Source organism: Salarchaeum japonicum (assembly GCF_020614395.1).
In the GTDB taxonomy this organism is placed as follows: Archaea; Halobacteriota; Halobacteria; order Halobacteriales; family Halobacteriaceae; genus Salarchaeum; species Salarchaeum japonicum.
Genome location: NZ_CP085324.1, coordinates 1,605,543 through 1,628,094, shown reverse-complemented (window position 1 = coordinate 1,628,094; position 22,552 = coordinate 1,605,543). Strand labels below are relative to the sequence as shown.

Below are 22,552 nucleotides of genomic sequence, written 5' to 3'. Positions count from 1 at the left end.
GGTAAATGCGCAGTTCGTGAGCGAACGCGCAACGGATGGCTTAATGCCGTCTGCCGTTCCTGGTACTGGTGCTGGTGTGTACACACCGGCTGTGCCTCTGAGAGCGCCACGGCCGCTCGGACGGCGGCCGGCCGGCGTTCACGAGAGCCGGGGCGGTTATGTTCTCACGCGCGCTCGCTTCTCGTATGAGCGACATCGCGGGGACGCTCGTCTGCGCGCACGTCGTCAACGTCCCCGGCTACCTCGCCCAGCAGCGCTACCTCCCGCTCTACGACCAGGACCTCAACCGGGCGTTCCCGGGAAAAGAGCGGAGTACGCCCGCCCAGCGCATCGCGAACGAACTCTTCCGCGGCCTGTTCTCGCGGTGCGACTACGGCATCGACTTCCACACCTCGACGCGCGGCCGGACGACGATGTTCCACACGCGCGCCCAGCTCGCGGACGACGAGGTGGCGCGGCTCGCGGACGCGTTCGGCGCGAACGTCGTGATGGCGGGCATCGGCGAGGAGGACAACTCCATCCGCACCGCTTGCACCGCGCGCGGCATCCCGACGATTACGGTGGAGATGGGGGAGGCCCACCGGTTCCAGCAGGCGTACGTGGAGCGCGCGCTCGCCGGAACGGAGAGCGTGCTCACGGAACTCGGGATGGTGGACGGCGAGCGCGTCACGCCCGACTGGCGGCGGGTCGTGGACGCGACGGTGGAGAAGACGTGGCTGCGCGCCGACCGCGGCGGCCTCGTGGAGATGCACGCGGACAAACGGACGGTACTCGACGGCGGGGACGCGGTCTGCACCGTCCACGACCACTTCGGCACGGCGTCCGCGGACGTGGTCGCGCCCTACCGCGGACTGGTGGTCGGATTACTCAGGAACCCGGTCGCCCAGCCCGGCCACCCGGTCTGTCACTTCGTGAGCCTGGACGCGGAGACGGCGGACGCGGTGCGCGCGAGCGACCCGCCCGTCACACCGGACGCGTGAGTTCGGGCGCGTCGTTCCCCGGGTCGTTCACCGCCGACGACACCCGGTGCGCGCGGAAGGACGCGGACTCCGCGAGCACGTCGTCGAGCGGGTCGTCGCCGGACAGCCACGTCCCGTAGTCGTCGGGCGCGACCACGACGGACTCGCGGTGGTGGTAGTCCGCGACCGTTCCCGTCGCCGCCCGCGTCAGCACGGCGAACGTCTCCACCGGCTCCGGGTCGCTCGGCCCGTCGCCCGCGAACGCACCCAAGCCGGTCTGCGTGGTCTCGGGGACGCGCTCGCTCCAGATACCCGCCATCGCGAACGGCTCGCCGTCCTCGCGCTCGAAGTAGTACGGTCGGTTCTCCCCCGACTCCTCGCGCCACTCGTAGAACCCGCTCGCGGGCACGAGACACCGCCGCTCCCGGTACGCCTCCGCGAAACTCGACGTCTCCCGCACGGTCTCCGCGCGGGCGTTGATGTTCGGCGAGTAGTCGTCGCCCGCCCACGACGGCACGAACCCCCACGCGGGCGTCGCCGCCTCTCTGTCACTCGTCTCGCCGCGCTCGCGCACGACCGGCAGGGACTGACTCGGCGCGGCGTTGTACGTCTCGTAGCCCGCGGGCGGTTCCACGCCGAACGACCGCTCGAACGTCGCCGGGTCGAGGAACACCGCGTACCGCCCGCACATCAGAGCGTCTCCCGTATCTCGTTCGCCGTCCGAACCGCCGCCGGAATCGCGTCCTCGTCCGGCCCCAGACCGACGAACACGCCGTGGTCGTCCGCCCACGCGAGCACGTTGATACCGCCCTCGAACACGCGCACAGTCGCCTCCAGGCCGCCGAGCGGTTCGAACAAGTCCTCCTTTCGATCCATCCCCATCGTCTCGAACACCGCGTCCTCGAATATCTCCTGCTGGGTCTCGTCCGAGTACAGCTGCCAGATGTCCTCGCGCATGTAGATAACGTCGAACTCTCTCGCGCGGAGGTCGGCGATTGCGACTCCTCGGAGCGTCTCCCCGACGTCCTCGCGCAGCGCCTCCGCGTACCCCTCCAACTCCGTCATACCCCCGGATACGGCGACGATTCACTTAGGAGTCCGGTTCTCGCGTCCCGCACGAACCTACTTGGTGCTCGCCACACTCATCCCGGTATGGGTGATGATGCCATGCGTCGGTTCCCGGTGCCCGATCGGATCGACCTCCCCGACGACGTACGCGAACGAATCGACGCCGAAACCGAGGACGCCGGATTCACGCCGAACGTCTTCCCCGCGTTCGCGTACAAGCCCTCGCACTTCCGGCCCTTCTTCGACTACCACGACGCGCTCGTCGAGGACTCCACGCTCGAACGCGGCGAAATCGAGATGCTCGTCGTCACCGTCAGCGGCGTGAACGACTGCCTCTACTGCGTCGTCGCGCACGGCGCGCTCTGCCGCATCTACAACCAAGCGCCGAAACTCGCAGACCAACTCGCGACCAACCATCGCCTCGCCGACCTCGGGGACGCCCACCGCGAGATGCTCGACTTCGCGGTGAAACTCACCGAATCCCCCGGCGAAATCACCGACAGCGACGTGGACGCGCTCCGCGACGCCGGCTTCAGCCGGGAGGAGATCTGGGACATCACCAGCGTCGTCGCCGTCTTCAACCTCAGCAACCGCATGGCCACCGTCGCGGACATGCGGCCCAACGACGAGTTCTACGACCTCGGGCGATAGCAGACGCTTTACTTCTTGCGCCCGTTCTCTCGGGCGTGCAAGTCGTGGGGTATCGGACGGCCGTCCGGGAGGACGGGCCGGCGTTGGTCGTCGCGGAGGACGGCGCGGTGTCGCGGGTCTCGCTCGCGCCCGGGGAGCGTCTGGACTACGGCCTCGGGGCGCGCCACTGCGCGGGGGCGGTGGACGGCGACACCCATCACGCGTGCGGCGACGAGAGCGCGCCGTACTGTCCCCTGCACAGTTCGACGTGGGTGTGTGCGCGGTGTACGGGCGACTGCCTGAAGGAGGAGATGGACTGCCGCGAGGACCACGCGATATATCTCGCGGCGTTCGCGCCCGACGTGTTCAAGGTCGGCGTCACCCGCGAGTGGCGTCTCGACACGCGGCTCCGCGAGCAGGGCGCACAGCGTGCGGCGCACCTCCAGACGGTCCCGAACGGCCGCATCGCCCGCGAAATCGAGGCGGACATCGCGACCGAGATTCCCGACCGCGTGCGCGTCCCGGCGAAACTCGACGGACTCCACGAGGACGTGGACGCGGACGCGTGGGCGGCGGCGCTCGCCGACTTCGACCCCGTCGAGGAGTTCGCGTTCGACTACGGGTTCGACCTGGACAGCCGGCCCGTCGCCACCACCGCCGCGCGCGGCACCGTCGTCGGCACGCAGGGCCGCGTGCTCGTGCTCGAACGCGGCGACACGGCGTACGGAATCGACCTCCGCGACCTCGTCGGCCACGAACTCGACCCGGAGAAAGCGGACGCGAACCGACAGTCGAGTCTCGCGGGCTACCTATAGCTCGCGGAACATCGCGCGGAAACTGTTCTCGTCGAACTCCTGGACGGTCTCGTCGAGGCGGTCTTCGAGTTCCTCGATTCGGTCTTCGAGCTCCTCGTACGCGGGGTTCTCGTCCAGTTCCTCGTCGGGAACGGCGCGTTCGAGGCTGCTGCGTTTCTCCACGAGCACGTACAACTCCTGGAGGTCGTCGTCGTACTGGTCGAGCGAGAGCAGGCGGTCGGCCGCCGCGAGCACGTCCTCGCGGTCGACCGGTTTCGTGAGGTAGGCGTCGAACCCCATTCGGATGATGTCCACGTCGGGCGCGACGGCGGTGAGCATCGCCACCCGGCAGTCGTAGCCGCGTTCGCGTATCTGTTCGAGGACTTCCCGGCCGAGCAAGTCCGGCATTCGGCGGTCGAGGAACACGAGGTCGACGCGCTCGTCGATGCGTTCCAGGGCTTCGTGTCCGTCGTTGGCCACCCAGACCTCGTACTCGCCGGAGAGCCACGCCTCGTAGAGCCGCGTCATGTCCGGCTCGTCGTCCACGACGAGCACGACCGGCGTGCCCTCAGCGCTCATACCGGTAGCGTTTCGCGGGCGCACGGTTAACTGTGTTGACGTAACCCGAACGTCCGGGAAAGCGTTATCACGGGCGGCGTGAAACGTCTCGGCGTGCGTCTTACGACCGGCCGCGGCGGCCTCTTGCTACTCGCCGCCCTCCTGTTCGGAGCCGCGGCCGTCACCACCGGGTTCGTCGTCGAGCGGACGCTCACCACCGCGGAGACGCCGGTGGAGAGCGTCATCGTCGGCGTGAAGCTCGCCGTGCTCGTCGTCCCGACGCTCGCGCTCCTCGTCGTCTCGCGCGGCGTGGACGCGTCGTCCGCCCGCTCCGTGCTGGAGTGGGGCGTCATCGTCGGCGTCTCCGTCGCGGGCACGGCGGCCGTCACGAACGTCCACATCGGCACGTCCCCCCACTCCGGGATTTCGTTCGCGGTGTCCGTGCTCACCGCGATGAACGTCGGATGCCTGCTCGGCGTGCTCATCGGCATGCACGCGGCGGACGCCGACGAGAACGCTCGTCTCGCGAACGAACGCCGCGACGACTTCGTCTTCCTGAACCGCCTGCTCCGCCACCACCTCCTGAACGCCGTCACCATCATCCGGGGGCGAGCCGAACTCCTCGAAGGCGACGTGGACGACGAGGGCGCAGAGCACGTGCGCGCCATCCGCCAGCGGAGCGACCATGTCGCGTCCCTCGTCGAGACCGTGCAGACTATCGCGAACGCGCTCTCCGAGAACACGAACACGACCCGCGTCGATATCGGGCCGCTCGTCCGCGACATCGCCGGCGCGCACCGTGATTCCGCCGCTGGCGCGAACGTCGAGGTGGACGTGCCGTCGAACACGTTCGCGGAGTCGAACGGGTCGCTCCGCGTGGTCTTCGACCACCTCGTGGAGAACGCGGTAGAGCACAACGACGCCGACGACCCGGTCGTCCGCATCGACGTCACCGAACGCGGCGACGACGTCGAGGTGCGGGTCGTGGACAACGGCTCGGGCTTCCCGGAGCGCGTGCGCGAGACCGCGTTCGAACCCGGGGACGCCGGGGACAGCGCGCTCGGCCTCTACGCGGTCGGCGTCATCGTCGAGGACTGCGGGGGGAGCGTGGACATCACGGAGACGGACGACCGCACCGAAATCGTCGTCACGCTCCGTCGCGCGTCGCCGCCGACGTGACACCGCGGAACTCGAAGCGCGCGCCGCCGGACTCGCTCTCCGTCAACTCGACCCGCCAGCCGTGCGCGTCGGCGATGCTCTCCACGATGCTCAACCCGAACCCGGTTCCCGCGTCGCTCGTGGAGTATCCGTGTTCGAACACGCGCCCGCGTTTCGACGGCGGGACGCCGGGGCCGTCGTCGGCCACGAAGAACCCGTCGTCGTCCGGGAGCGCGCCGACGGTCACGGTCGCGTCAGGGCCGGCGTGCGTTCGCGCGTTCTCGAAGAGGTTCCCGAGCAGTTCCAGGAGGCGCTCGCGGTCGGCGGACACCACGACCGACTCGTCGGGCGTGACGAGCGTCCCCGCGTCCTCGGGCGTGACCTGCCACGCCTCGCGCGCGGCGTCCGCGAGCACGACCGCGGTCTGGTCGCCCGCGAGCGTGCCCTGTCGGGCGAGCGTGAGCACGTCCTCGATGAGTCTGTCCATGCGTTCGAGGGACTCGGCGACGCGTTCGAGCGGTTCGTCCTCGCCGGTCTCGCGCGCGAGTTCGAGGAAGCCGCTCGCGGTGTTCAGGGGGTTGCGGAGGTCGTGCGCGACGATGCTCGCGAACTCGTCGAGTCGCTCGCGCTCGGCCGCGACCTCCGCCTCGCGCGCGACCCGGTCGAGGACGGTGGTGGTGTTCGCGGCGAGCACGCGGCCCGTCGTCACGGCCACGCCGTCGAACGCGTTCCGCTCCCGACTTCCGAAAATGAGCACGCCGAAGTCGCCGAGCGGGAGGATGAGTTCGCTCCCCAGCGGCGTGTCCGGGTTCGCGCGCCCCGCCGCCGCGCTCAGGTCGTTGTACACGCCGGGTTCGCCGGACGCGAACACGTCGTACGCGAGGCTCTCGCCCTCCCGGAGCGGCGGATGGTCGCCGACTAGGTCTCGGCCCTCGTCCGTCATCACTTCCGGTCGGAGACACCGCGCGTCCGTGTCGTGGCGGAGCGCGCCCGCGAGCGGCATCTCCAGGGTTTCGACGGCCGCCGCGACCGCGCGTTCGAGCACCTCGCGCTCCGTGGTCGCGTTCGCCATCTCCCGGGTCGCGTCGTGCAACGCGGAGAACGCGCGCTCGCGCTCCCGGAGGTCTTGCTGTCGCTCGATGCGCTCCACGGCGACGTGCGCGTGCGAGACGAGGATTTCCGCGAGTTCCTCGTCCGACTCGTCGAACGCGTTCGGTTCGAGCGCGACCGCCTGGAACGCCCCCCATTCGCCCATCGGAACCGAGAGCGCGGACTCGTAGGGTCCCTGGGGGTCGGCGTCGTCGCTCTCCGAGACCCGGTCGGTGATGATGGTCTCGCCCGCCTGGTACGCGGTGCCGAGCAATCCCGCGTCGGACGGCATGTGCGTGAGGTTGTCCTCGGGGAGTTTCTCGGAGGCGTACTCGACCTCGAAGTGGCCGTCGCGCACGCTGTCGATGACGGAGAGGTCGAGGTCGAGGATGTCCTCCGCCGCCCGCACGGTGCGCTCGCAGACCTCGCTCACGGTCGTCGCGCCCTCCAGTTCCACCGCGACCTCGTGGATCGCCGCTATCTTCTCCCTGCTCTCCGCGAGTTCGCGGCGCGTCTCGTAGGACTCGTCGGGGAGGAGAATCGTGCGCGCCGCGGGTTCGCCGTCGAGCGTCGCGGGCGCGGTCGCCGCGAGCACGCGGAGCGGGTCGCCGTCGCGGTCGCGGAACGTGAGCGCGGTCGTCGGCGCGGACGTGCGGTCGTCGAGCACGCGCCGCATGCGCTCGGTCGCCCGGTCGCGGTCTCGCGGGTGAACGGGCGCGGTCGCGGGGTTCCCCACGATTCGCGCGGGGTCGTCGTACCCGAACAGGTCGGCCGTCGCGGTGTTCGCCCGGCGGACGATTCCGTCCGCGTCCGTGACGACGATGGGGACGGGTGCTTCCTCGATGAACCGCGTGTAGTCCTCGGCGTCCCCGGGGTCGTCCGGGAGCGCGTCCGCGAGCGTTCGCGTCCAGTCCCAGTCCGCGCCGGCGTAGACGGGCGTCGCGTTCGCCGCCGCCACTTCGTCCGGCGACGGGTCGCCGTCCGTGAGGACGATCGCCGCGACGCCTCGGGCGTCGTCCGCGGCCGCGACGACGCGCTCCCAGTCCGCGGCCGCGGCGTGACAGACGACCGCGCGCACGCTCGGGTCGAGCGCGTCGAGCGCGGCGTCGGCGTCGCTCACGACCGTCGCGTCGTAGGCTGTGAGCGCGTCCGCGAGCGCGTTCCGGTGGTGGTCGGGCGCGAGTGCGACCACGCGGGAGACCGCCATGCGTTACGAATCTAACATGCAGGTGTCCGGTATAAGAGTTCGGACTGGTGTTACGTTCGGGGCCCGTCCAGCCACTCGTCCGCCCACGCCTCGATTTCGTCGAACACGGGGCACAGCGACGCGCCCTTCTCCGTCAGCGAGTAGTACGTCGCGACCGGCGCGTCCTCCTCCAGGCGTCGGTCGACGAGCCCGTGCTCCTGGAGGTCGTCGAGTACGCGGGAGAGCGTGCGGGAACTCGCGTCCGTGGAGCGCTTGAGTTCGTTGAACCGCTTCTCGCCGTCGAGGAGGTCGTGGAGGACGACCAGCCGCCACTGGCTCCCGATCTGTTCGATGGAGTCAACCACGGAGCACGGCCCCTCGCCCGCGACCTGCGTCGGTTCGGATGACATGACTGTTATCTGGTAACCCCTACGTCGGGAAGCCCATAAATAGGTTCGCCACCGAATCAGGTAACACGACGAAACTATGAGCCGACAGACCGAACTCCCCACCGCGTCTCGACTGAACCGATGAGCACGAGCGACCCACACGGCGACCAGCAGGTCGTCACGGCGGGCACCGACCTGAGCGAGGCCGACGCGGCGGTCGTCCTGTCGCACGGCCGCGGCGCGACCGCGCAGAGCGTCCTCTCCTTCGCGAACGAACTCCCCACGGACGGCGTCGCGTACCTCGCGCCGCAGGCCGCGCGCAACACGTGGTACCCTCAGGCGTTCACCGCGCCCGAGGAGCGCAACGAGCCGTGGCTCTCCTCCGCGCTCGCGAAACTCGACAGCGTCGTCGAGACCGTCGCGGACGCCGGCATCGACCGCGAGCGCACCCTGGTTGGTGGGTTCAGTCAGGGCGCGTGTCTCTCCTCCGAGTACGTCGCCCGGAACCCGACGCGGTACGGCGGCCTCGCCGTGCTCTCCGGCGGTCTCATCGGTGACGCCGTGAGCGAGGACGACTACCCCGGGAGCCTCGACGGCACGCCGGCCTTTCTCGGGTGCAGCGACCGCGACCCCCACATCGACGCGGAGCGCGTGCGGGAGACCGACCGCATCCTCACCGCGATGGACGCCGAGGTCGATACCCGCCTCTACGAGGGGATGGGGCACACGGTCATCCCGGACGAGCTGGACGCGGTCCGGTCGCTCGTCGAATCCCTGTAATCGTCAAGAACTGGAGCGCGCGCGAGCACCGAATACGAAAATTCCAAACTTCTACTAGTGGATTTTTCTCCGGCGCGCCCGCCCCTCTCCTCAACGAGTGCCCAATCATTAATACACAATTAATGTCTATGGCATCTACGCCCTCTTGCGGTTTCCTCGCTCGCGCCCTCGAACGGGCCGGGCAAGAATCTGTCCGAGGGACAGCCTTATATACTAATCCGGCTGTGGCGTGTATTACCATGTCCAACGACACTGGTGCGTCCTCTGACACCCGTCAGGGGGGTCGAGTTCTTCCAGGGCACATTGAGTGACCAGTCCGAGATCTCGGACGCACGCATCTTCGACACGACGCTGCGAGACGGCGAACAGTCACCGCGGACTTCGTTCGACTACGACGACAAGCGCGAGATAGCGGCGCTGCTGGACGAGATGGGAACCCACGTCATCGAGGCCGGGTTCCCCGCGAACTCCGACGCGGAGTTCGAGGCCGTGCGGGACATCGCGGCCAACACGGACGCCACCGTCTGCGGGCTGGCGCGAGTCGTGGACTCCGACGTGGAGGCCGCGCTCGACGCCGGCGTCGGCCTGGTGCACGTGTTCGCGTCCACCAGCGACGTCCAAATCGAGGACTCCATGCACTCGACGCGCGAGGAAGTCCTCGAACGCTCGGTCGCGGCGGTCGAACAGGTTCGTGACGCCGGGGCGAACGTGATGTTCTCCCCGATGGACGCCACGCGAACAGACCGGGACTACCTCGTCGAGGTCGTCGAAGCGGTCGACGACGCCGGCGTGGACTGGATAAACATCCCGGACACGTGCGGGGTCGCGACGCCGCGGCGGTTCGCCGACCTCGTCGCCACGGTTCGCGAACACACGGACGCCGGCATCGACGTGCACACGCACGACGACTTCGGGATGGCGACCGCGAACGCGCTCTCCGGCTTCGAGGCGGGCGCGACGCAGGCGCAGGTGTCCGTGAACGGTATCGGCGAACGCGCCGGGAACGCCGCCTACGAGGAGGTCGTGATGGCCCTCGAAGGCGCGTACGGCGTCGAGACGGGTATCGACACGACGTACATCCGCGAGCTCGCCGACCTGGTCGCGGAGAAGAGCGACATCCCGATTCCCGCGAACAAGCCCGTGGTCGGCGCGAACGCGTTCAGCCACGAGTCCGGCATCCACGCCGCGGGCGTCATCGAGAACCCCGCGACGTTCGAGACGGGCGTGATGGATCCGAGCGACGTGGGCGGCGAGCGCGAACTCGTCCTCGGCAAGCACACGGGCACGCACTCCGTGCGCGAGCGCCTGCACGAGTCCGGGTACGCGCCGAGCGACGACCAGGTAGTAGCCGTGACGAAACGATTGAAGGAGTACGCGGCGGAGAACGGACGCGTCACCGCGTCCGACCTGGAGCGGTTCGCCGACGAGGCGGACGTTCCGACGGAGCGCGACCGCGCGGAGGTGGACGCATGAGCCGCCTGCGCGAACGCAACCGTTATACTCTCGGGCCGCGTCAGGGTGTATCGTATGACACGGTCGCGCGCTCCCCTCGGGTCGCCGTTCGGGAGCGCCGCGGCCGCCGCGTCGATTCGCGTACGGGCCGCTCCGGCCCACTAGCTCGCTTCTCACCCACGACGTATCGTCCGCGAATCCCGACCAGTCAGCGACCGATGTACGACACACCCACCCAGACCGATGAGTAGCGAACGAACGATAGAGCGAGAGGCGGACGCACAGGCGGAGAGCGCACAGCCAGTCACGTCGGGCGCGGAGTCCGTCGTGCGCGCGCTGGAGAACGCGAACGTCGAGACCGTGTTCGGCGTGCAGGGCGGCGCTATCATGCCCGTCTACGACGCGCTCTACGACTCCGCCATCTCGCACGTGACGATGGCGCACGAGCAGGGCGCGGCGCACGCGGCGGACGCGTACGGCCACGTCACCGGCACGCCCGGTATCTGCATGGCGACCTCGGGGCCGGGCGCGACGAACCTCGTCACCGGCATCGCGGACGCGGGGATGGACTCAGACCCCGTGCTCGCGCTCACGGGCCAGGTGCCGACCGAGTTCGTCGGGAGCGACGCGTTCCAGGAGACGGACACGACGGGCGTCACGCGCCCCATCACGAAGGAGAACTACTTCGCGACCGACCCCGACGACGTGGGGGATACGGTCGGCGAGGCGTTCGCGATGGCGGAGCGCGGCCGGCAGGGGCCGACGCTCGTCGACCTGCCGAAGGACGTGACGAACGCGGACACCGACCGCGAACCCGGGCCGGCGCGCCTGCCGGACACGTACCGGCCGGCGACCGAGGCAGACCCCGCGGACGTGGACGCGGCCGCGCGGGCGTTCGCGGACGCCGAGCGGCCCGTGATTCTCGCGGGCGGCGGCGTCATCAAGGCGGAGGCGAGCGACCGCATCCGCGACCTCGCCATCGAGAACGACGTGCCCGTGGTGACGACGATGCCCGGTATCGGCGCGTTCCCCGAAGACCACGACCTCTCGCTGTCGTGGGCGGGAATGCACGGCACGGGGTACGCGAACCTCGCGCTCACCATGTCCGACTGCATCTTCGCGGTCGGCACGCGGTTCGACGACCGGCTCACGGGCGGCGTGGAGTCGTTCGCGCCGGACGCCGAGATAATCCACGTGGACATCGACCCGGCGGAGATCTCGAAGAACATCCAGGCCGACCACGGCCTCGTCGGGGACGCGTCGGCGGTCGTCCGGCAGTTCGCTGACGCGCTCCCGCGCGCGCCGAACACCGAGGAGTGGGTGGCGACGTGCTGGACGTGGAAGAACGACTACCCGCTCGACTACGACATCGACGAGGACGGCCCGGTCAAGCCGCAGTTCGTCGTCGAGGCGGTCGATGCGGCGACGGACGACGACACGCTCGTCACCACGGGCGTCGGCCAGCACCAGATGTGGGCGGCGCAGTACTGGACGTTCACCGAACCCCGGACGTGGGTGTCCAGTCACGGATTGGGGACGATGGGGTACGGCGTCCCAGCCGCCATCGGCGCGCGGTACGCGGCCGACGACGACCAGTCCGTCGTCTGTTTCGACGGCGACGGCTCCTTCCTGATGACGTGTCAGGAGCTCACGGTCGCGGCGCGCGAGAACCTCGACATCACGGTGTTCGTCCTGAACAACGAGTTCATCGGGATGGTTCGTCAGTGGCAGGACGGCTTCTTCGACGGCCGCCGGATGGCCTCCGAGTACGACTGGATTCCCCAGTTCGACGTGCTCGCGGAGGCGTTCGGCGCGACCGGCTTCCGCATCGACGACTACGACGAGGTCGAGGACACCATCGAGGCCGCGCTCGCCGCCGACGGGCCGTCGGTCGTGGACGTCCACATCGACCCCGAGGAGGACGTGTTCCCGATGGTTCCGTCGGGCGGCGACAACGGCCTGTTCGCCCTGCGGGGTGACCACCTGTGAGTGACGGACTGCAGGGGCCCGCGCCCGACGAACGCCCGCGGCCCGAGGGCCGGCGGAACAGCCAGGGCATCCGCATCGACCCCGCGGTCGAGGCGGAACCGCAGCCCCGGCGCACCACAATCACGGCGCTCGTGGAGAACGAACCCGGCGTCCTCTCCGAGGTCTCCGGGCTGTTCAGCCGCCGCCAGTACAACATCGAATCCCTCACCGTCGGCACGACGCAGAACCCCGAGTGGTCGCGCGTCACCGTCGTCGTCGAGGAACCCGACCCGAACATCGAACAGATAGAGAAACAACTCGACAAGGTCGTGCCCGTCATCCACACGCGCGAACTCGGCGCGGACGCCGTCTCCCGCGAGCTGGTGCTCGTGAAGCTGGACGCGGACGAGCCGGAGCGCGTGCACGCAATCACGGAGATGTACGACGGCACGACCCTCGACGCGGGCCCGCGAACGGTCACGGTCGAACTCACCGGGTCGGAGCGCGAGATCGACGACGCGCTCGACGCGCTCCGGCAGTTCGGCATCCGCGAGATAGCCCGCACCGGCAAGACCGCGCTCGCGCGCGGCGAGACCAAGACCTCCATCGCCCCAGACAGACTCAAATGACTGACTTCGAGAACCCCGTCTACTACGACGAAGACGCCGACGCATCGCACATCCAGGAGAAGACCGTAGCCGTCATCGGGTACGGCAGTCAGGGTCACGCGCACGCCCAGAACCTCGCGGACTCGGGCGTGGACGTGGTCGTCGGTCTCACGCCGGAGTCGAGTTCGCGGAGCGCCGCGGAAGCGGACGGCCTCCGCGTCGCGACGCCCACGGCGGCCGCCGCGCAGGCGGACGTGGTGAGCGTGCTGGTGCCCGACACGGTGCAGCCCGCGGTCTACGCGGACATCGAGGACGAACTCGACGCGGGCGACGTGCTCCAGTTCGCGCACGGGTTCAACATCCACTACAGTCAGATCGAGCCGCGCGAGGACGTGGACGTGACGATGGTCGCGCCGAAGTCGCCCGGCCACCTCGTCCGCCGGAACTACGAGAACGACGAGGGGACGCCGGGCCTGCTCGCGGTCTACCAGGACGCGACGGGGGACGCCCACGACATCGGCCTGGCGTACGCGCAGGCGATCGGGTGTACGCGCGCCGGCGTCATCGAGACGACGTTCCAGGAGGAGACGGAGACCGACCTGTTCGGCGAGCAAGCCGTCCTCTGCGGCGGCGTGACGGAGCTCGTGAAGACGGGCTACGAGACGCTCGTGGACGCCGGGTACAGCCCCGAGATGGCGTACTTCGAGTGCCTGAACGAACTCAAGCTCATCGTCGACCTGATGTACGAGGACGGCATCGGCGGGATGTGGCACTCCGTGTCGGACACGGCGGAGTACGGCGGACTCTCCCGCGGCCCCGAAATCATCGACGAGGACGTCCGGGAGAACATGGAGGACGTGCTCGGGCAGGTGCAGGACGGCACGTTCGCCCGCGAGTGGATTCTGGAGAACCAGGCGGGTCGCCCGAGCTACGACCAGCTCGTCGCCGCCGAGGAAGCCCACGACATCGAGGCCGTGGGCGCGGATCTCCGCGAGTTGTTCGCGTGGAACGACGAACAGGAACGAGAGACACCCGAGGCCCCAGCGGACGACTAACAATGACCGACGAACCCAGCATGCAGGAGATCTCGCACACGCACACCGACACCGCGCACAGCCGGCGACGGCTGTACGCGCGCGGCGAGACCGTCGCGGCGGACGGCGGGCGGCGTGATGCGACGGCCGACCGACGGCAGGAATCGATGGCGGACGTAACTCACGCGACGCGAGAGGAGCCGAACCGCGTGTTCGAGCGCGGCGGCGAGTTCGAGGATGAGTAGCGGGACGCTCTACGATAAGGTCTACGACCGCCACAAGGTCACGACGCTCCCCACCGGCCAAGACCAGTTGTTCGTCGGCCTGCATCTCGTGCACGAGGTGACGAGCCCGCAAGCGTTCGGGATGCTCGAAGAGCGCGACCTCGACGTGGCGTACCCGGAGCGGACGCACGCGACGGTCGACCACATCGTTCCCACCGGTAACCGCGACCGGCCGTACGCGGACGACGCCGCGGAGGAGATGCTGTCCGAACTGGAGGAGAACGTCCGCGAGGCCGGTATCGAGTTCAGTCACCCGGGGACGGGTAATCAGGGTATCGTGCACGTTGTCGGCCCCGAGCAGGGGCTCACCCAGCCCGGGATGACCGTGGTGTGTGGCGACAGTCACACGGCGACGCACGGCGCGTTCGGCGCGCTCGCGTTCGGCATCGGCACGAGCCAGATTCGGGACGTGCTCGCGACGGGTACGGTCGCGATGGAGAAGGCGAAGGTGCGGCAGGTGCGCGTCGAGGGAGAACTCGGGGACGGCGTCTCCGCGAAGGACGTGATTCTGGAGGTCATCCGTCGGCTCGGCACGGACGGCGGTACGGGCTACGTGTACGAGTACGCGGGGAGCGCCATCGACTCGCTGTCGATGGAGGGCCGGATGAGCATCTGCAACATGTCTATCGAGGGCGGCGCGCGCGCCGGCTACGTCAATCCGGACGAGAAGACGTACGACTGGCTGCGCGAGACTGACGCCTTCCGGGACGACCCGGAGCGGTTCGCGGAGTTGAAGCCGTACTGGGAGTCGATTCGGTCGGACGACGACGCCGAGTACGACGACGTGGTCACCATCGACGCGAACGAACTCGAACCCATAGTGACGTGGGGGACGACGCCCGCGCAGGGCGTCGGCGTCACCCAGCCCATCCCCGAGCCCGAGGACTGCCACAGTCCGGAGACGGCGCGGCAGGCGCAGGAACACGTCGGCGTCAGTCCGGGCGAGACGATGGAGGGCTATCCCGTTGACGTGGCGTTCCTCGGGTCCTGCACGAACGCCCGCCTGCGTGACTTGCGGCGGGCGGCCGCGGTCGTTCGCGGCCGCGAGGTCGCGGAGGGCGTTCGCGCGCTCGTCGTCCCCGGTAGTCAGCGCGTGCAGGCCGCGGCGGAGGCCGAGGGCCTGGACGAGGTGTTCCGCGAGGCCGGGTTCGAGTGGCGCGACCCCGGGTGTTCGATGTGTCTCGCGATGAACGACGACCAATTGGAGGGCGACGAGGTGTGTGCGTCCTCCTCGAACCGGAACTTCGTCGGCCGGCAGGGCTCGACGGAGGGCCGCACCCTCCTGATGAACCCGAAGATGGTCGCCGCGGCGGCGGTCACCGGCGAAGTCACGGACGTGCGGACGATGCGGGAGGTGACGACCGCATGAGCCAGGGTCCCGCCGACACCGTGAAACGGGTCACGGGCACCGGGATTCCCGTGCGCGGCGACGACATCGACACCGACCAGATAATTCCCGCGCGCTTCCTGAAGGTCGTGACGTTCGACGGTCTCGGCCAGTTCGCCTTCTTCGACCAGCGATTCGACGAGGACGACGAGCCGCTGGAGCATCCGTTCAACGAGGAGCGCTTCCAGGGCGCGTCCGTGCTCGCGGTGAACGCGAACTTCGGTTGCGGGTCGAGCCGGGAGCACGCGCCGCAGGCGTTGATGCGGTGGGGTATCGACGCCATCGTCGGCGAGTCGTTCGCCGACATCTTCGCGGGGAACTGCCTCGCGCTCGGCATCCCCACCGTGGTCGCCGACCACGACACCGTCACCGACCTCCAGGAGTTCATCGACGAGAACCCCGACGCGGACGTCGAGGTGGACGTCGAGAACGAGACGGTGTCGTTCGGTGACCGGACGGTGGACGTCGAGGTGGACGACGCCCAGCACACGGCGCTCGTGGAGGGCGTCTGGGACACGACGGCGCTCCTGAAGTCGAACGCGGACGCCGTCGAGGAGACCGCGCGCAGCCTCCCCTACACGGATGTCTGAGGAGATCGCGGTCATCCCCGGGGACGGCATCGGGTCGGAGGTCGTGCCGGTCGCGGTGGACGTGCTGGACGCCGTCGGCGACTTCGAGTTCGTGCACGCGGACGCGGGGGACGCCGTCGCCGCCGAGACGGGAACGCCGCTCCCCGCGGAGACGCGGGCGTTGGCGGCGTCGGCGGACGCGACGCTGTTCGGCGCGGCGGGCGAGACCGCGGCGGACGTGGTGCTCCCGCTCCGCGACGCCGTCGGGTCGTTCGTGAACGTCCGGCCCGCCCGCGCGTACCCGGGCGTTGACGCGCTCTGCCCCGAACTCGACATCGTCTTCCTCCGGGAGAACACGGAGGGCGTCTACACGGGCGACGAAGTCCGCGAGGACGGCCGTGCGACGCTCACGCGCGTGGTGACGGAGGACGCGAGTCGGCGGCTCGCCGAGTACGCCTGCGACTACGCGCCCGAGGGGTTCCACGTCGCGCACAAGGCGAACGTGATGCGCGAAACCGACGGCCTGTTCCTCGACACCGTCGAGGCGGTCGCGCGCGAGCGCGGCGTCCCCACCGAGTCGGTGTTGATGGACGCGCTCGCCACCCACCTCTGTCTCTCCCCGGGCGAGTTCGAGGTCGTCGTCACGCCGAACCTCGCGGGAGACGTGTTGAGCGACCTCGCCGCCGGCCTCGTCGGCGGCCTCGGCCTCCTGCCGTCGGCGAACATCGGCGGCGAGCGCGGCCTGTTCGAGCCGGTGCACGGGAGCGCGCCCGACATCGCGGGCGAGGGAATCGCGAACCCCGCGGCGACCGTGCTGTCCGCCGCGATGCTCCTCGATTTCCTCGACCACGGGGACGCGGCCGCGTCGGTGCGGAGCGCCGTCGAGTCCGTGCTCGCGGACGGCCCGCGCACGCCCGACCTCGGCGGGGACGCCGGAACGGACGAGGTCGCGGACGCGATTCTCGACCGCGTCTAGCCGCCTCCCTGTTGTGTGCGAACTTATTTCACGGATACCGTCGTACGGGCAGTCGTTATGCCGACTGACGGCCTGTCGCGTCGCCGCCTCCTCGCGCTCGCGGGAGTGGCCGGCGTCGGTGGACTCGCCGGCTGTAGCGAGCAGTCCCCGACCACGACCCGACGAACGTCGACGACCGGGACGACGGCGGGTGCCGTCGCGTTCGCGCTCAGCGACCTCTCGACGCCCGCGGACGTGACCGCAGGTGACCCGTTCGACGTGTCCGTGGGCGTACGGAACCGCGGAGACGTGGCGGGGGAGACGACGGTTGTGCTGGAACTCGAGGCGTACACGGCGTCGAAGCGGGTCGCGCTCGACCCCGGGGAGACCGAGCGCGTGGCGTTCAGCGTTCCGGGCGACCTCGACGCACAGTCGTACGCGCTCTCGGTGTTCGAGCGCGAGAGCGGTGCGGAAGTCACGGGGGAGGTCGTCGTCTCGGAGCCGGTTCCGCGCCTCGAGAACTTCGTCGGCGTGGAGGGAACGCAGTTCGTCGTGGACGGCGAGCGGTTCCGGTTCAACGGCGCGAACAACGACATGCTCGCGCGGACGCCGCGCTGGTACGTCGACCGCGTGTTCGAGGAGGCGGCCGCGCTCGGTCTGAACGCGCTCCGGACGTGGGTGTACGCGGGGAAGTGCTACATCGGGTCGTGCGCGGGCGAGAACACGAAACTCATCCCGGAACCCGCTGAGGACGGTTCCGACGCGCGCGAGACGCTCCCCGAACTGAACGAGACTGTGCTCGAACGCCTCGATTACGCGATATACAGGGCGAACGAGACAGGGGTCCGTCTCGTTCTTCCCCTGCTCAGCAACACGGACAGCCACACCGGAATCACGGATTTCGTGCGGTACAGCGCTAGCGCGTCCGACCACGACGACTTCTACACTGACGAGCGGTGCCGGAGGTTCTACCGGACGTACGTGGAGCGCATTCTCACCCGCGAGAACACGCTCACGGGCCGCGAGTACCGCGACGACCCCGGCATCCTCCTGTGGGAGCTCGTGAACGAACCCGACCTCCTCGACAACGACGGCGACACCGCCCTCATGGACGACTGGATCGGGGAGATGGCGGCCTACTTGAAGTCCGTCGACGACACGCATCCCGTGTCGACGGGCGAGATTGGGATGTACGAGGATTCGAATCCTGACAGTCTGGAGGGGAAGAACGACCAGGGGATGGCGTTCCTCCCGAACCACCGCCACGACGCTATCGACGCCGCGACGGTTCACATGCATCCGTCCCACATGGGGTTCACCGTGGAGAACGACGCGGGCGTCGAACGCTGGAAGCCCTGGGTCGCGAACCACGCGCGGGACGCCCGCGAGGAACTCGGGAAACCGCTCTACGTCGGCGAGTTCTCCGCCGGCGACGAGAACTATACCGTGGATCGTCGCGACGGCGACTGGGAGCGACAGGACGAGCGACGCGCGAATCGGTACCGCGAGATATTCGGTGAGTTCCGCGAGCACGACGTTGACGGCGCGCTGACCTGGACGTTCATGATACCGTTCGATTACGCCACTGACCCGGTGGACGACCCGGACGAGTGGAACGCGGGCGACAGCGTCTACCCGCGGGACACGCACTCCGCGAGCGCGCTCGCCGAGTACTCGAACGCGATAGGTGCGCGTCTCGGCCATCCCGTTCCGGAGTAGCAGCCCGAACGCTTACCCGACGCCTTCCGCTATCCTCGCCCGATGAGCGGGCACGCTCCCTCACCCACGCCCGTGGTCGAACTCGCGGCGGTCGGTATCGCGTTCGCGCTCGCGGCCGTCCACCTGTTCGGCCGCCGCCTCCGCGTGCTCGACCACTTGCCGCGGAGCCGCTGGCTCTCCGTCTCCGGCGGCGTCTCCGTCGCGTACGTCTTCGTGCACGTCCTCCCCGAAATCAGCCGGGCCGCCCGGCACGTCGGGGACGAACCGCTCGGCATCGGCTTCCTCGAACGCCACGTCTACCTCGTCGCGCTCGCCGGCTTCCTCGCCTATTACGGCGTCGAACGCGCCGCGAAACGACACGCCACTGACTCCCTCGACCCCGCGCAGGAGAGCGAGGAGGGCGAGCGCGTGTTCTGGATGCACGTCGTCGCGTTCGCGCTCTACAACGTCCTCGTCGGCTACCTCCTCCTCCACCGCGAGGAACCCGGCCTCACCAGCCTCCTCCTCTTCGGGGTCGCGATGGCGCTCCACTTCCTCGTAAACGACTGGGGGCTCAGGAACCACCACGGCGACACCTACCACGACTACGGCCGCTGGGTGCTCGCCGCCGCCATCCTCCTCGGCCTCGCCGTCGGCTTCGTCGTGCCGCTCGACCGCCAGGCGCTCGCCGTCCTCTTCGCGTTCCTCTCCGGCGGCGTCATCCTCAACGTCATCAAGGAAGAAGTCCCCGCGGAACGCGAAAGCCGCTTTTCCGCGTTCGCGCTCGGCGCTATCGCGTACACCGTCGTCCTCCTCCTCGCCTAACCCCAGCGCGCCCTGTGACGAACGCTCCGCCTCCCCGCGTTCGCGAAGCTCGTCCGACGGATTGCTATGATTCAGGCACCGTGGGAGTGTCTTCAAAACGGTGAGAAACGGAATGGGCGCTGCAGGATTTGAACCCGCGGCGTCTTGGTCCGAAGCCAAGTGCTCTGTCCAAGCTGAGCTAAGCGCCCGCACGTGTAGTTGTCGGCGCTGCGTGTTTGACGGTTTCGATTCTCAGTAGGTTTGGGCGAGGGCGTCGAGGGCGTCGTGGTGGTGGGTGGAGTGGGGGGCGGTGAGGGGGCTGACGGAGACGTGGCCGTCGAGGACGGCGCGGCGGTCGGTGCCGTCGGGGTCGTCGATGTCACCGGATTCCATGTGGTCCCACATGCGGTCGTGGATGGTGACGTGGGTGGCGTCCTGGCGGCGGGCGGTCATGTCGTAGGCGTCGCTGGGGCGGGTGATGCGCATGTCGCCGGATTCCTGGCCGGCGATGGGTGCGTTGACGTTGAGGTAGTCTGCGTGGTCGAAGACGCCCGCGCCGAGGGCGTGTTCGGCGAGGTATTTGGTGGCGTGGGCGGCGGTCTGGTAGCCGTCGGTGGTGAGGTCGCGGGAGCCGACTTGGCCGGGTTCGAGGAGGCGGGAGACGGCGATGGCGGGGACGTCGAAGAAGGCGGCTTCGACGGCGGCGGAGACGGTGCCGGAGCGCCCGAGGACGTACGTGCCGAGGTTCGCGCCGGCGTTGCAGCCGGCGACGACGAGGTCGGGGGTGGGGCCGAGGGCTTCCATGCCGGCGACGACGCAGTCGGCGGGCGTGCCCTGGACGGCGTAGCCGTGGTCGCGCTCTTCGACGTGGACGTCAGTCGACATCGCGCGGCCGGTGGCGCTCTGGTCGCTGGCGGGCGCGACGACGGTGACGTCCCCGATTTCGCTGAGGGCGTCGCGGACGGCGAGCAGTCCGGGGTTGTCGATGCCGTCGTCGTTCGTGAGGAGGATGTCGAGCGACTCGCTCATGGTAGGTGGTTCGCGCGACGGGGGATAAGTCCCGGCGTTAGCGCGCGCGGTCGACGACGGTGTCCTCGTCGACGACGACGTTGTAGGCGGCTTCGTCGTCGTTCCAGAGGACGAGGCCTTCCTCGATGGAGAGCACGCTCCCGTAGGGGGCGCGGGAGAGCGCGGCGTTCAGCGCGTCCTCCTTGACGTGAACCGCGTACGCGTCCTCGGTCTCGCTGCCGTCGCTGATTTTGTAGACGGGGTTCGCGTCCTCGTCGGCGAGGTTCGCGCTGAGTTTCGCGACGAGGAGGTTCACGCGGTTCGTCACGTGCGCGTCGGCGTCCGCGAGTTTCGCGACCCGGGATTCGTCGAGCGAGACGTCGTATCGGCGTTCGCCGTCCGTCCGCAGGAGCGAGTACGAGAACTTCACGGTCTCGTTCAGGAACTCGCTCGGCCGCGGCGCGTTCTCTGCGAGCCGGCGCTGGAATCCCGGCGGTTCGACGTCGGGTCGGTGGTCGAAGCTCCAGCCGGTGTCGGTGGGTCGTTCGCCGGGCCAGAACCGGACGGTGGGGCCGTAGACGGTCGCGCCCCGGGATTCGAGTTCGCGTTCGGTCTCGCGGAGGCCGATGCTGGTGTTGCGGTCGGCGGGCGCGAGCGCGAGGAACGTGCCGTCGGGCGCGAGCGCGTCGAGGAGTTTCTCGCCGACGGCGACGGGGTCGTCGAGTTCGGAGAGCACGCTGCACGCCATGACGAGGTCGTACTCGCCGGCCGGTTCGAACGCCTCGATGCGTTCTCTCGTGATTTCGGCGTGGAAGTTCGGGCCGGTCTCGTCGAGGAGCGGTTCGAGCACGTCTGCGGCGTCGCTCGGCTCTATGGCGTGGTAGTCCACGAGCGCGTCGTCGGGGAGGAAGTCGTGGAGGCCGAGCGCGGGGCCGCCGACGCCCGCGCCCACGTCGAGCACGCGGAGGCTACCGGGAATCCGGTCGTCCCGGGCGAGGTAGTCGAGCGGGTACTGGACGGCCGCGTAGTAGTCCGGGAGGTGGTAGACGCCGTAGCCGAGCGCGGCCTCGTAGTCGTACTCCACGGGATGCTGGCGGTAGTAGTTCTCCTTCAACCGCCGAATCGCCTCCCGCAGGCGCTTCCCCGACTCGCCCTTCTGCCAGTTCCGCCCGTACTCGTCGAACAGGAGGTCTTCGAACGCGAACGCGTACCCGTCCGGGAACTCCGTGACGGATTCGAAGTGCGGGCGGACGGGCGCGTCGTCGGCGGGGACGAACGTGCCGTCCTCGCGCTCGACGAGGCCGAGGTCGGCGGCTTCGTCCCGGAGCGCGAGCGCGACGACGCGGTGGTCGGCCTCGACGTAGTCCGCGAGTTCCTCGGGGTCGAGCGGCCGAACGCCCCGGAGGTACTTCGCCGTGTCCCGCAACCGTTCTCTATCGACCGGCATCCTCGTACACCTCCGCGAACTCCTCGTTCGCCAGTCGCTCTGCGGCGTCCCGGATGTCCTCCGCGCCGTCGAACGCGTCCTGAATGTCGCCGTACACGCGCGGCGTTCCGCTCGTCACGCGGTCGGCGAGCGAACGCAGTTCCTCGTAGACGGGCGTCTCCAGGCCGTCGGGCACGTCCTCCGCCGTGAGCGCGAACGCGAGAATCGCGGCGTGCGTCCGGCCCTGCACGGTTCGCATCGCGTCGTCGTGCTCCTCGGGTTCGACCTCCACGAGCGTGTTCCCGGCGTCTTCGAGCTCGCGGAGCACGCCGTCCGTCGCGGGGCCGCCAGCACCCGTCGAGACGGCGACGTTCCCCGGCGCGCTCTCTCCCGCAAAGAGCGGGTGGAGGCTCACGCGCTCCCGAGCGGGCGCGGCGCGCGCCATCGCCGCGAGCGGGCCGGTCATCTGTCCGGTCACGTCCACGACGGCCTGCTGGGCGCGCCCCGCCTGCGTCTCGATAACCTCGGCGGCGGCGTCCATCGGCACCGCGACGCAGACGAGTCCGTACCGGGTTTCGCCGTCGAGGCTGGCGACGCTCCCCCGCTCCCCCAGGGCGTCCGCGGCGTCCCGGGCCGCGGACTCGTCCACGTCAGCGAACGCGACGGCGTTCGAGACGGTTCGCGCGAACCACCGCCCCATCTCGCCCGCGCCGACCACGAGTACGTCCATCACCAGAGCGTACCGGAC

23 protein-coding genes and 1 tRNA gene are annotated in these 22,552 nt (G+C 69.3%); 15 read left to right on the top strand and 9 right to left on the bottom strand.

Annotation, left to right across the window (positions count from 1 at the left end; genetic code table 11):
* Positions 1–185: 185 nt before the first annotated feature.
* Positions 186–980: a succinylglutamate desuccinylase/aspartoacylase family protein gene (locus LI334_RS09140; protein ID WP_227260345.1), complete on the top strand. Its 795-nt coding sequence runs from the start codon at positions 186–188 to the stop codon at positions 978–980.
* Here LI334_RS09140 and LI334_RS09135 read toward each other — a convergent pair.
* Both LI334_RS09135 and LI334_RS09130 read right to left on the bottom strand, forming a co-directional pair.
* Positions 964–1,650, bottom strand: a complete 687-nt coding sequence (locus LI334_RS09135) for an SOS response-associated peptidase (RefSeq protein ID WP_227260343.1) — start codon at positions 1,648–1,650, stop codon at positions 964–966. The two genes, LI334_RS09140 and LI334_RS09135, sit on opposite strands and share 17 nt — an antisense overlap.
* On the bottom strand, positions 1,650–2,024 hold the full coding sequence (locus tag LI334_RS09130; protein WP_227260341.1) for a hypothetical protein: 375 nt from the start codon (positions 2,022–2,024) through the stop codon (positions 1,650–1,652). Before LI334_RS09130 ends, LI334_RS09135 begins: the two co-directional genes overlap by 1 nt.
* A gap of 87 nt (positions 2,025–2,111) precedes the next feature.
* Between LI334_RS09130 and LI334_RS09125 the strand changes: the two genes are divergently transcribed.
* Together LI334_RS09125 and LI334_RS09120 are read left to right on the top strand one after the other, a co-directional pair.
* On the top strand, positions 2,112–2,678 hold the full coding sequence (locus LI334_RS09125; protein WP_227260339.1) for a peroxidase-related enzyme: 567 nt from the start codon (positions 2,112–2,114) through the stop codon (positions 2,676–2,678).
* A 35-nt stretch (positions 2,679–2,713) separates the two neighbouring features.
* Positions 2,714–3,472, top strand: coding sequence for a DUF2797 domain-containing protein (locus tag LI334_RS09120; protein ID WP_227260337.1), 759 nt, complete (start codon positions 2,714–2,716; stop codon positions 3,470–3,472).
* On the opposite strand, the gene LI334_RS09115 is transcribed toward LI334_RS09120, so the two are convergent.
* A complete protein-coding gene (locus LI334_RS09115) occupies positions 3,467–4,030 on the bottom strand; it encodes a response regulator (RefSeq protein ID WP_227260335.1) in 564 nt (187 codons plus the stop codon). The two genes, LI334_RS09120 and LI334_RS09115, sit on opposite strands and share 6 nt — an antisense overlap.
* Before the next feature lie 93 nt (positions 4,031–4,123).
* On the opposite strand from LI334_RS09115, the gene LI334_RS09110 reads away from it, so the two are divergent.
* Positions 4,124–5,188, top strand: coding sequence for a sensor histidine kinase (locus LI334_RS09110; RefSeq protein WP_227260333.1), 1,065 nt, complete (start codon positions 4,124–4,126; stop codon positions 5,186–5,188).
* Here the strand turns inward: LI334_RS09110 and LI334_RS09105 are convergent.
* Positions 5,157–7,463, bottom strand: coding sequence for a GAF domain-containing sensor histidine kinase (locus tag LI334_RS09105; protein WP_227260331.1), 2,307 nt, complete (start codon positions 7,461–7,463; stop codon positions 5,157–5,159). The genes LI334_RS09110 and LI334_RS09105 overlap by 32 nt on opposite strands.
* A gap of 50 nt (positions 7,464–7,513) precedes the next feature.
* Entirely contained in the window at positions 7,514–7,852 is a 339-nt protein-coding gene (locus tag LI334_RS09100) for a winged helix-turn-helix transcriptional regulator (protein WP_227260329.1), read from the bottom strand.
* 120 nt (positions 7,853–7,972) lie between these two features.
* On the opposite strand from LI334_RS09100, the gene LI334_RS09095 reads away from it, so the two are divergent.
* The 11 genes from LI334_RS09095 to LI334_RS09045 all read left to right on the top strand — a co-directional run bounded on the left by LI334_RS09095 (position 7,973) and on the right by LI334_RS09045 (position 19,391).
* Positions 7,973–8,611 carry an alpha/beta hydrolase gene (locus tag LI334_RS09095; RefSeq protein ID WP_227260327.1) on the top strand — a complete coding sequence of 213 codons (639 nt, stop codon included), beginning with the start codon at positions 7,973–7,975 and terminating at the stop codon, positions 8,609–8,611.
* 216 nt (positions 8,612–8,827) lie between these two features.
* Positions 8,828–10,084: a LeuA family protein gene (locus LI334_RS09090; protein ID WP_343750117.1), complete on the top strand. Its 1,257-nt coding sequence runs from the start codon at positions 8,828–8,830 to the stop codon at positions 10,082–10,084.
* Positions 10,085–10,306: 222 nt separating this feature from the next.
* On the top strand, positions 10,307–12,052 hold the full coding sequence (gene ilvB / locus LI334_RS09085; protein ID WP_227260323.1) for a biosynthetic-type acetolactate synthase large subunit: 1,746 nt from the start codon (positions 10,307–10,309) through the stop codon (positions 12,050–12,052).
* Positions 12,049–12,660: an acetolactate synthase small subunit gene (ilvN, locus tag LI334_RS09080; RefSeq protein WP_227260321.1), complete on the top strand. Its 612-nt coding sequence runs from the start codon at positions 12,049–12,051 to the stop codon at positions 12,658–12,660. The genes ilvB and ilvN overlap by 4 nt, the downstream gene beginning before the upstream one ends.
* Positions 12,657–13,694, top strand: coding sequence for a ketol-acid reductoisomerase (gene ilvC, locus LI334_RS09075; protein WP_227260319.1), 1,038 nt, complete (start codon positions 12,657–12,659; stop codon positions 13,692–13,694). The genes ilvN and ilvC overlap by 4 nt, the downstream gene beginning before the upstream one ends.
* A gap of 2 nt (positions 13,695–13,696) precedes the next feature.
* Positions 13,697–13,918: a hypothetical protein gene (locus LI334_RS09070; RefSeq protein ID WP_227260317.1), complete on the top strand. Its 222-nt coding sequence runs from the start codon at positions 13,697–13,699 to the stop codon at positions 13,916–13,918.
* The gene (leuC, locus tag LI334_RS09065) at positions 13,911–15,326 is read left to right on the top strand and encodes a 3-isopropylmalate dehydratase large subunit (RefSeq protein ID WP_227260315.1); all 1,416 of its coding nucleotides are present in this window, start codon (positions 13,911–13,913) and stop codon (positions 15,324–15,326) included. Before LI334_RS09070 ends, leuC begins: the two co-directional genes overlap by 8 nt.
* Complete coding sequence (leuD, locus tag LI334_RS09060) at positions 15,323–15,934, top strand: 3-isopropylmalate dehydratase small subunit (RefSeq protein ID WP_227260314.1); 612 nt, start codon at positions 15,323–15,325, stop codon at positions 15,932–15,934. The genes leuC and leuD overlap by 4 nt, the downstream gene beginning before the upstream one ends.
* Positions 15,927–16,889 (top strand): isocitrate/isopropylmalate dehydrogenase family protein, encoded by a 963-nt coding sequence (locus LI334_RS09055; protein WP_227260312.1) that lies wholly within the window; start codon positions 15,927–15,929, stop codon positions 16,887–16,889. The genes leuD and LI334_RS09055 overlap by 8 nt, the downstream gene beginning before the upstream one ends.
* A 57-nt stretch (positions 16,890–16,946) precedes the next feature.
* Positions 16,947–18,587, top strand: coding sequence for a cellulase family glycosylhydrolase (locus LI334_RS09050; protein ID WP_227260310.1), 1,641 nt, complete (start codon positions 16,947–16,949; stop codon positions 18,585–18,587).
* A 42-nt stretch (positions 18,588–18,629) separates the two neighbouring features.
* Entirely contained in the window at positions 18,630–19,391 is a 762-nt protein-coding gene (locus tag LI334_RS09045; RefSeq protein ID WP_227260308.1) for a hypothetical protein, read from the top strand.
* Between the two features lie 113 nt (positions 19,392–19,504).
* Here LI334_RS09045 and LI334_RS09040 read toward each other — a convergent pair.
* The 4 genes from LI334_RS09040 to LI334_RS09025 form a co-directional block, all read right to left on the bottom strand.
* Positions 19,505–19,579, bottom strand: a tRNA-Arg gene (locus tag LI334_RS09040).
* Between the two features lie 43 nt (positions 19,580–19,622).
* On the bottom strand, positions 19,623–20,399 hold the full coding sequence (gene surE, locus LI334_RS09035) for a 5'/3'-nucleotidase SurE (RefSeq protein ID WP_227260306.1): 777 nt from the start codon (positions 20,397–20,399) through the stop codon (positions 19,623–19,625).
* A gap of 37 nt (positions 20,400–20,436) precedes the next feature.
* The gene (locus tag LI334_RS09030) at positions 20,437–21,825 is read right to left on the bottom strand and encodes a small ribosomal subunit Rsm22 family protein (protein WP_227260304.1); all 1,389 of its coding nucleotides are present in this window, start codon (positions 21,823–21,825) and stop codon (positions 20,437–20,439) included.
* Positions 21,812–22,534 (bottom strand): prephenate dehydrogenase/arogenate dehydrogenase family protein, encoded by a 723-nt coding sequence (locus LI334_RS09025; RefSeq protein WP_227260303.1) that lies wholly within the window; start codon positions 22,532–22,534, stop codon positions 21,812–21,814. The genes LI334_RS09030 and LI334_RS09025 overlap by 14 nt, the downstream gene beginning before the upstream one ends.
* Positions 22,535–22,552: the final 18 nt, after the last annotated feature.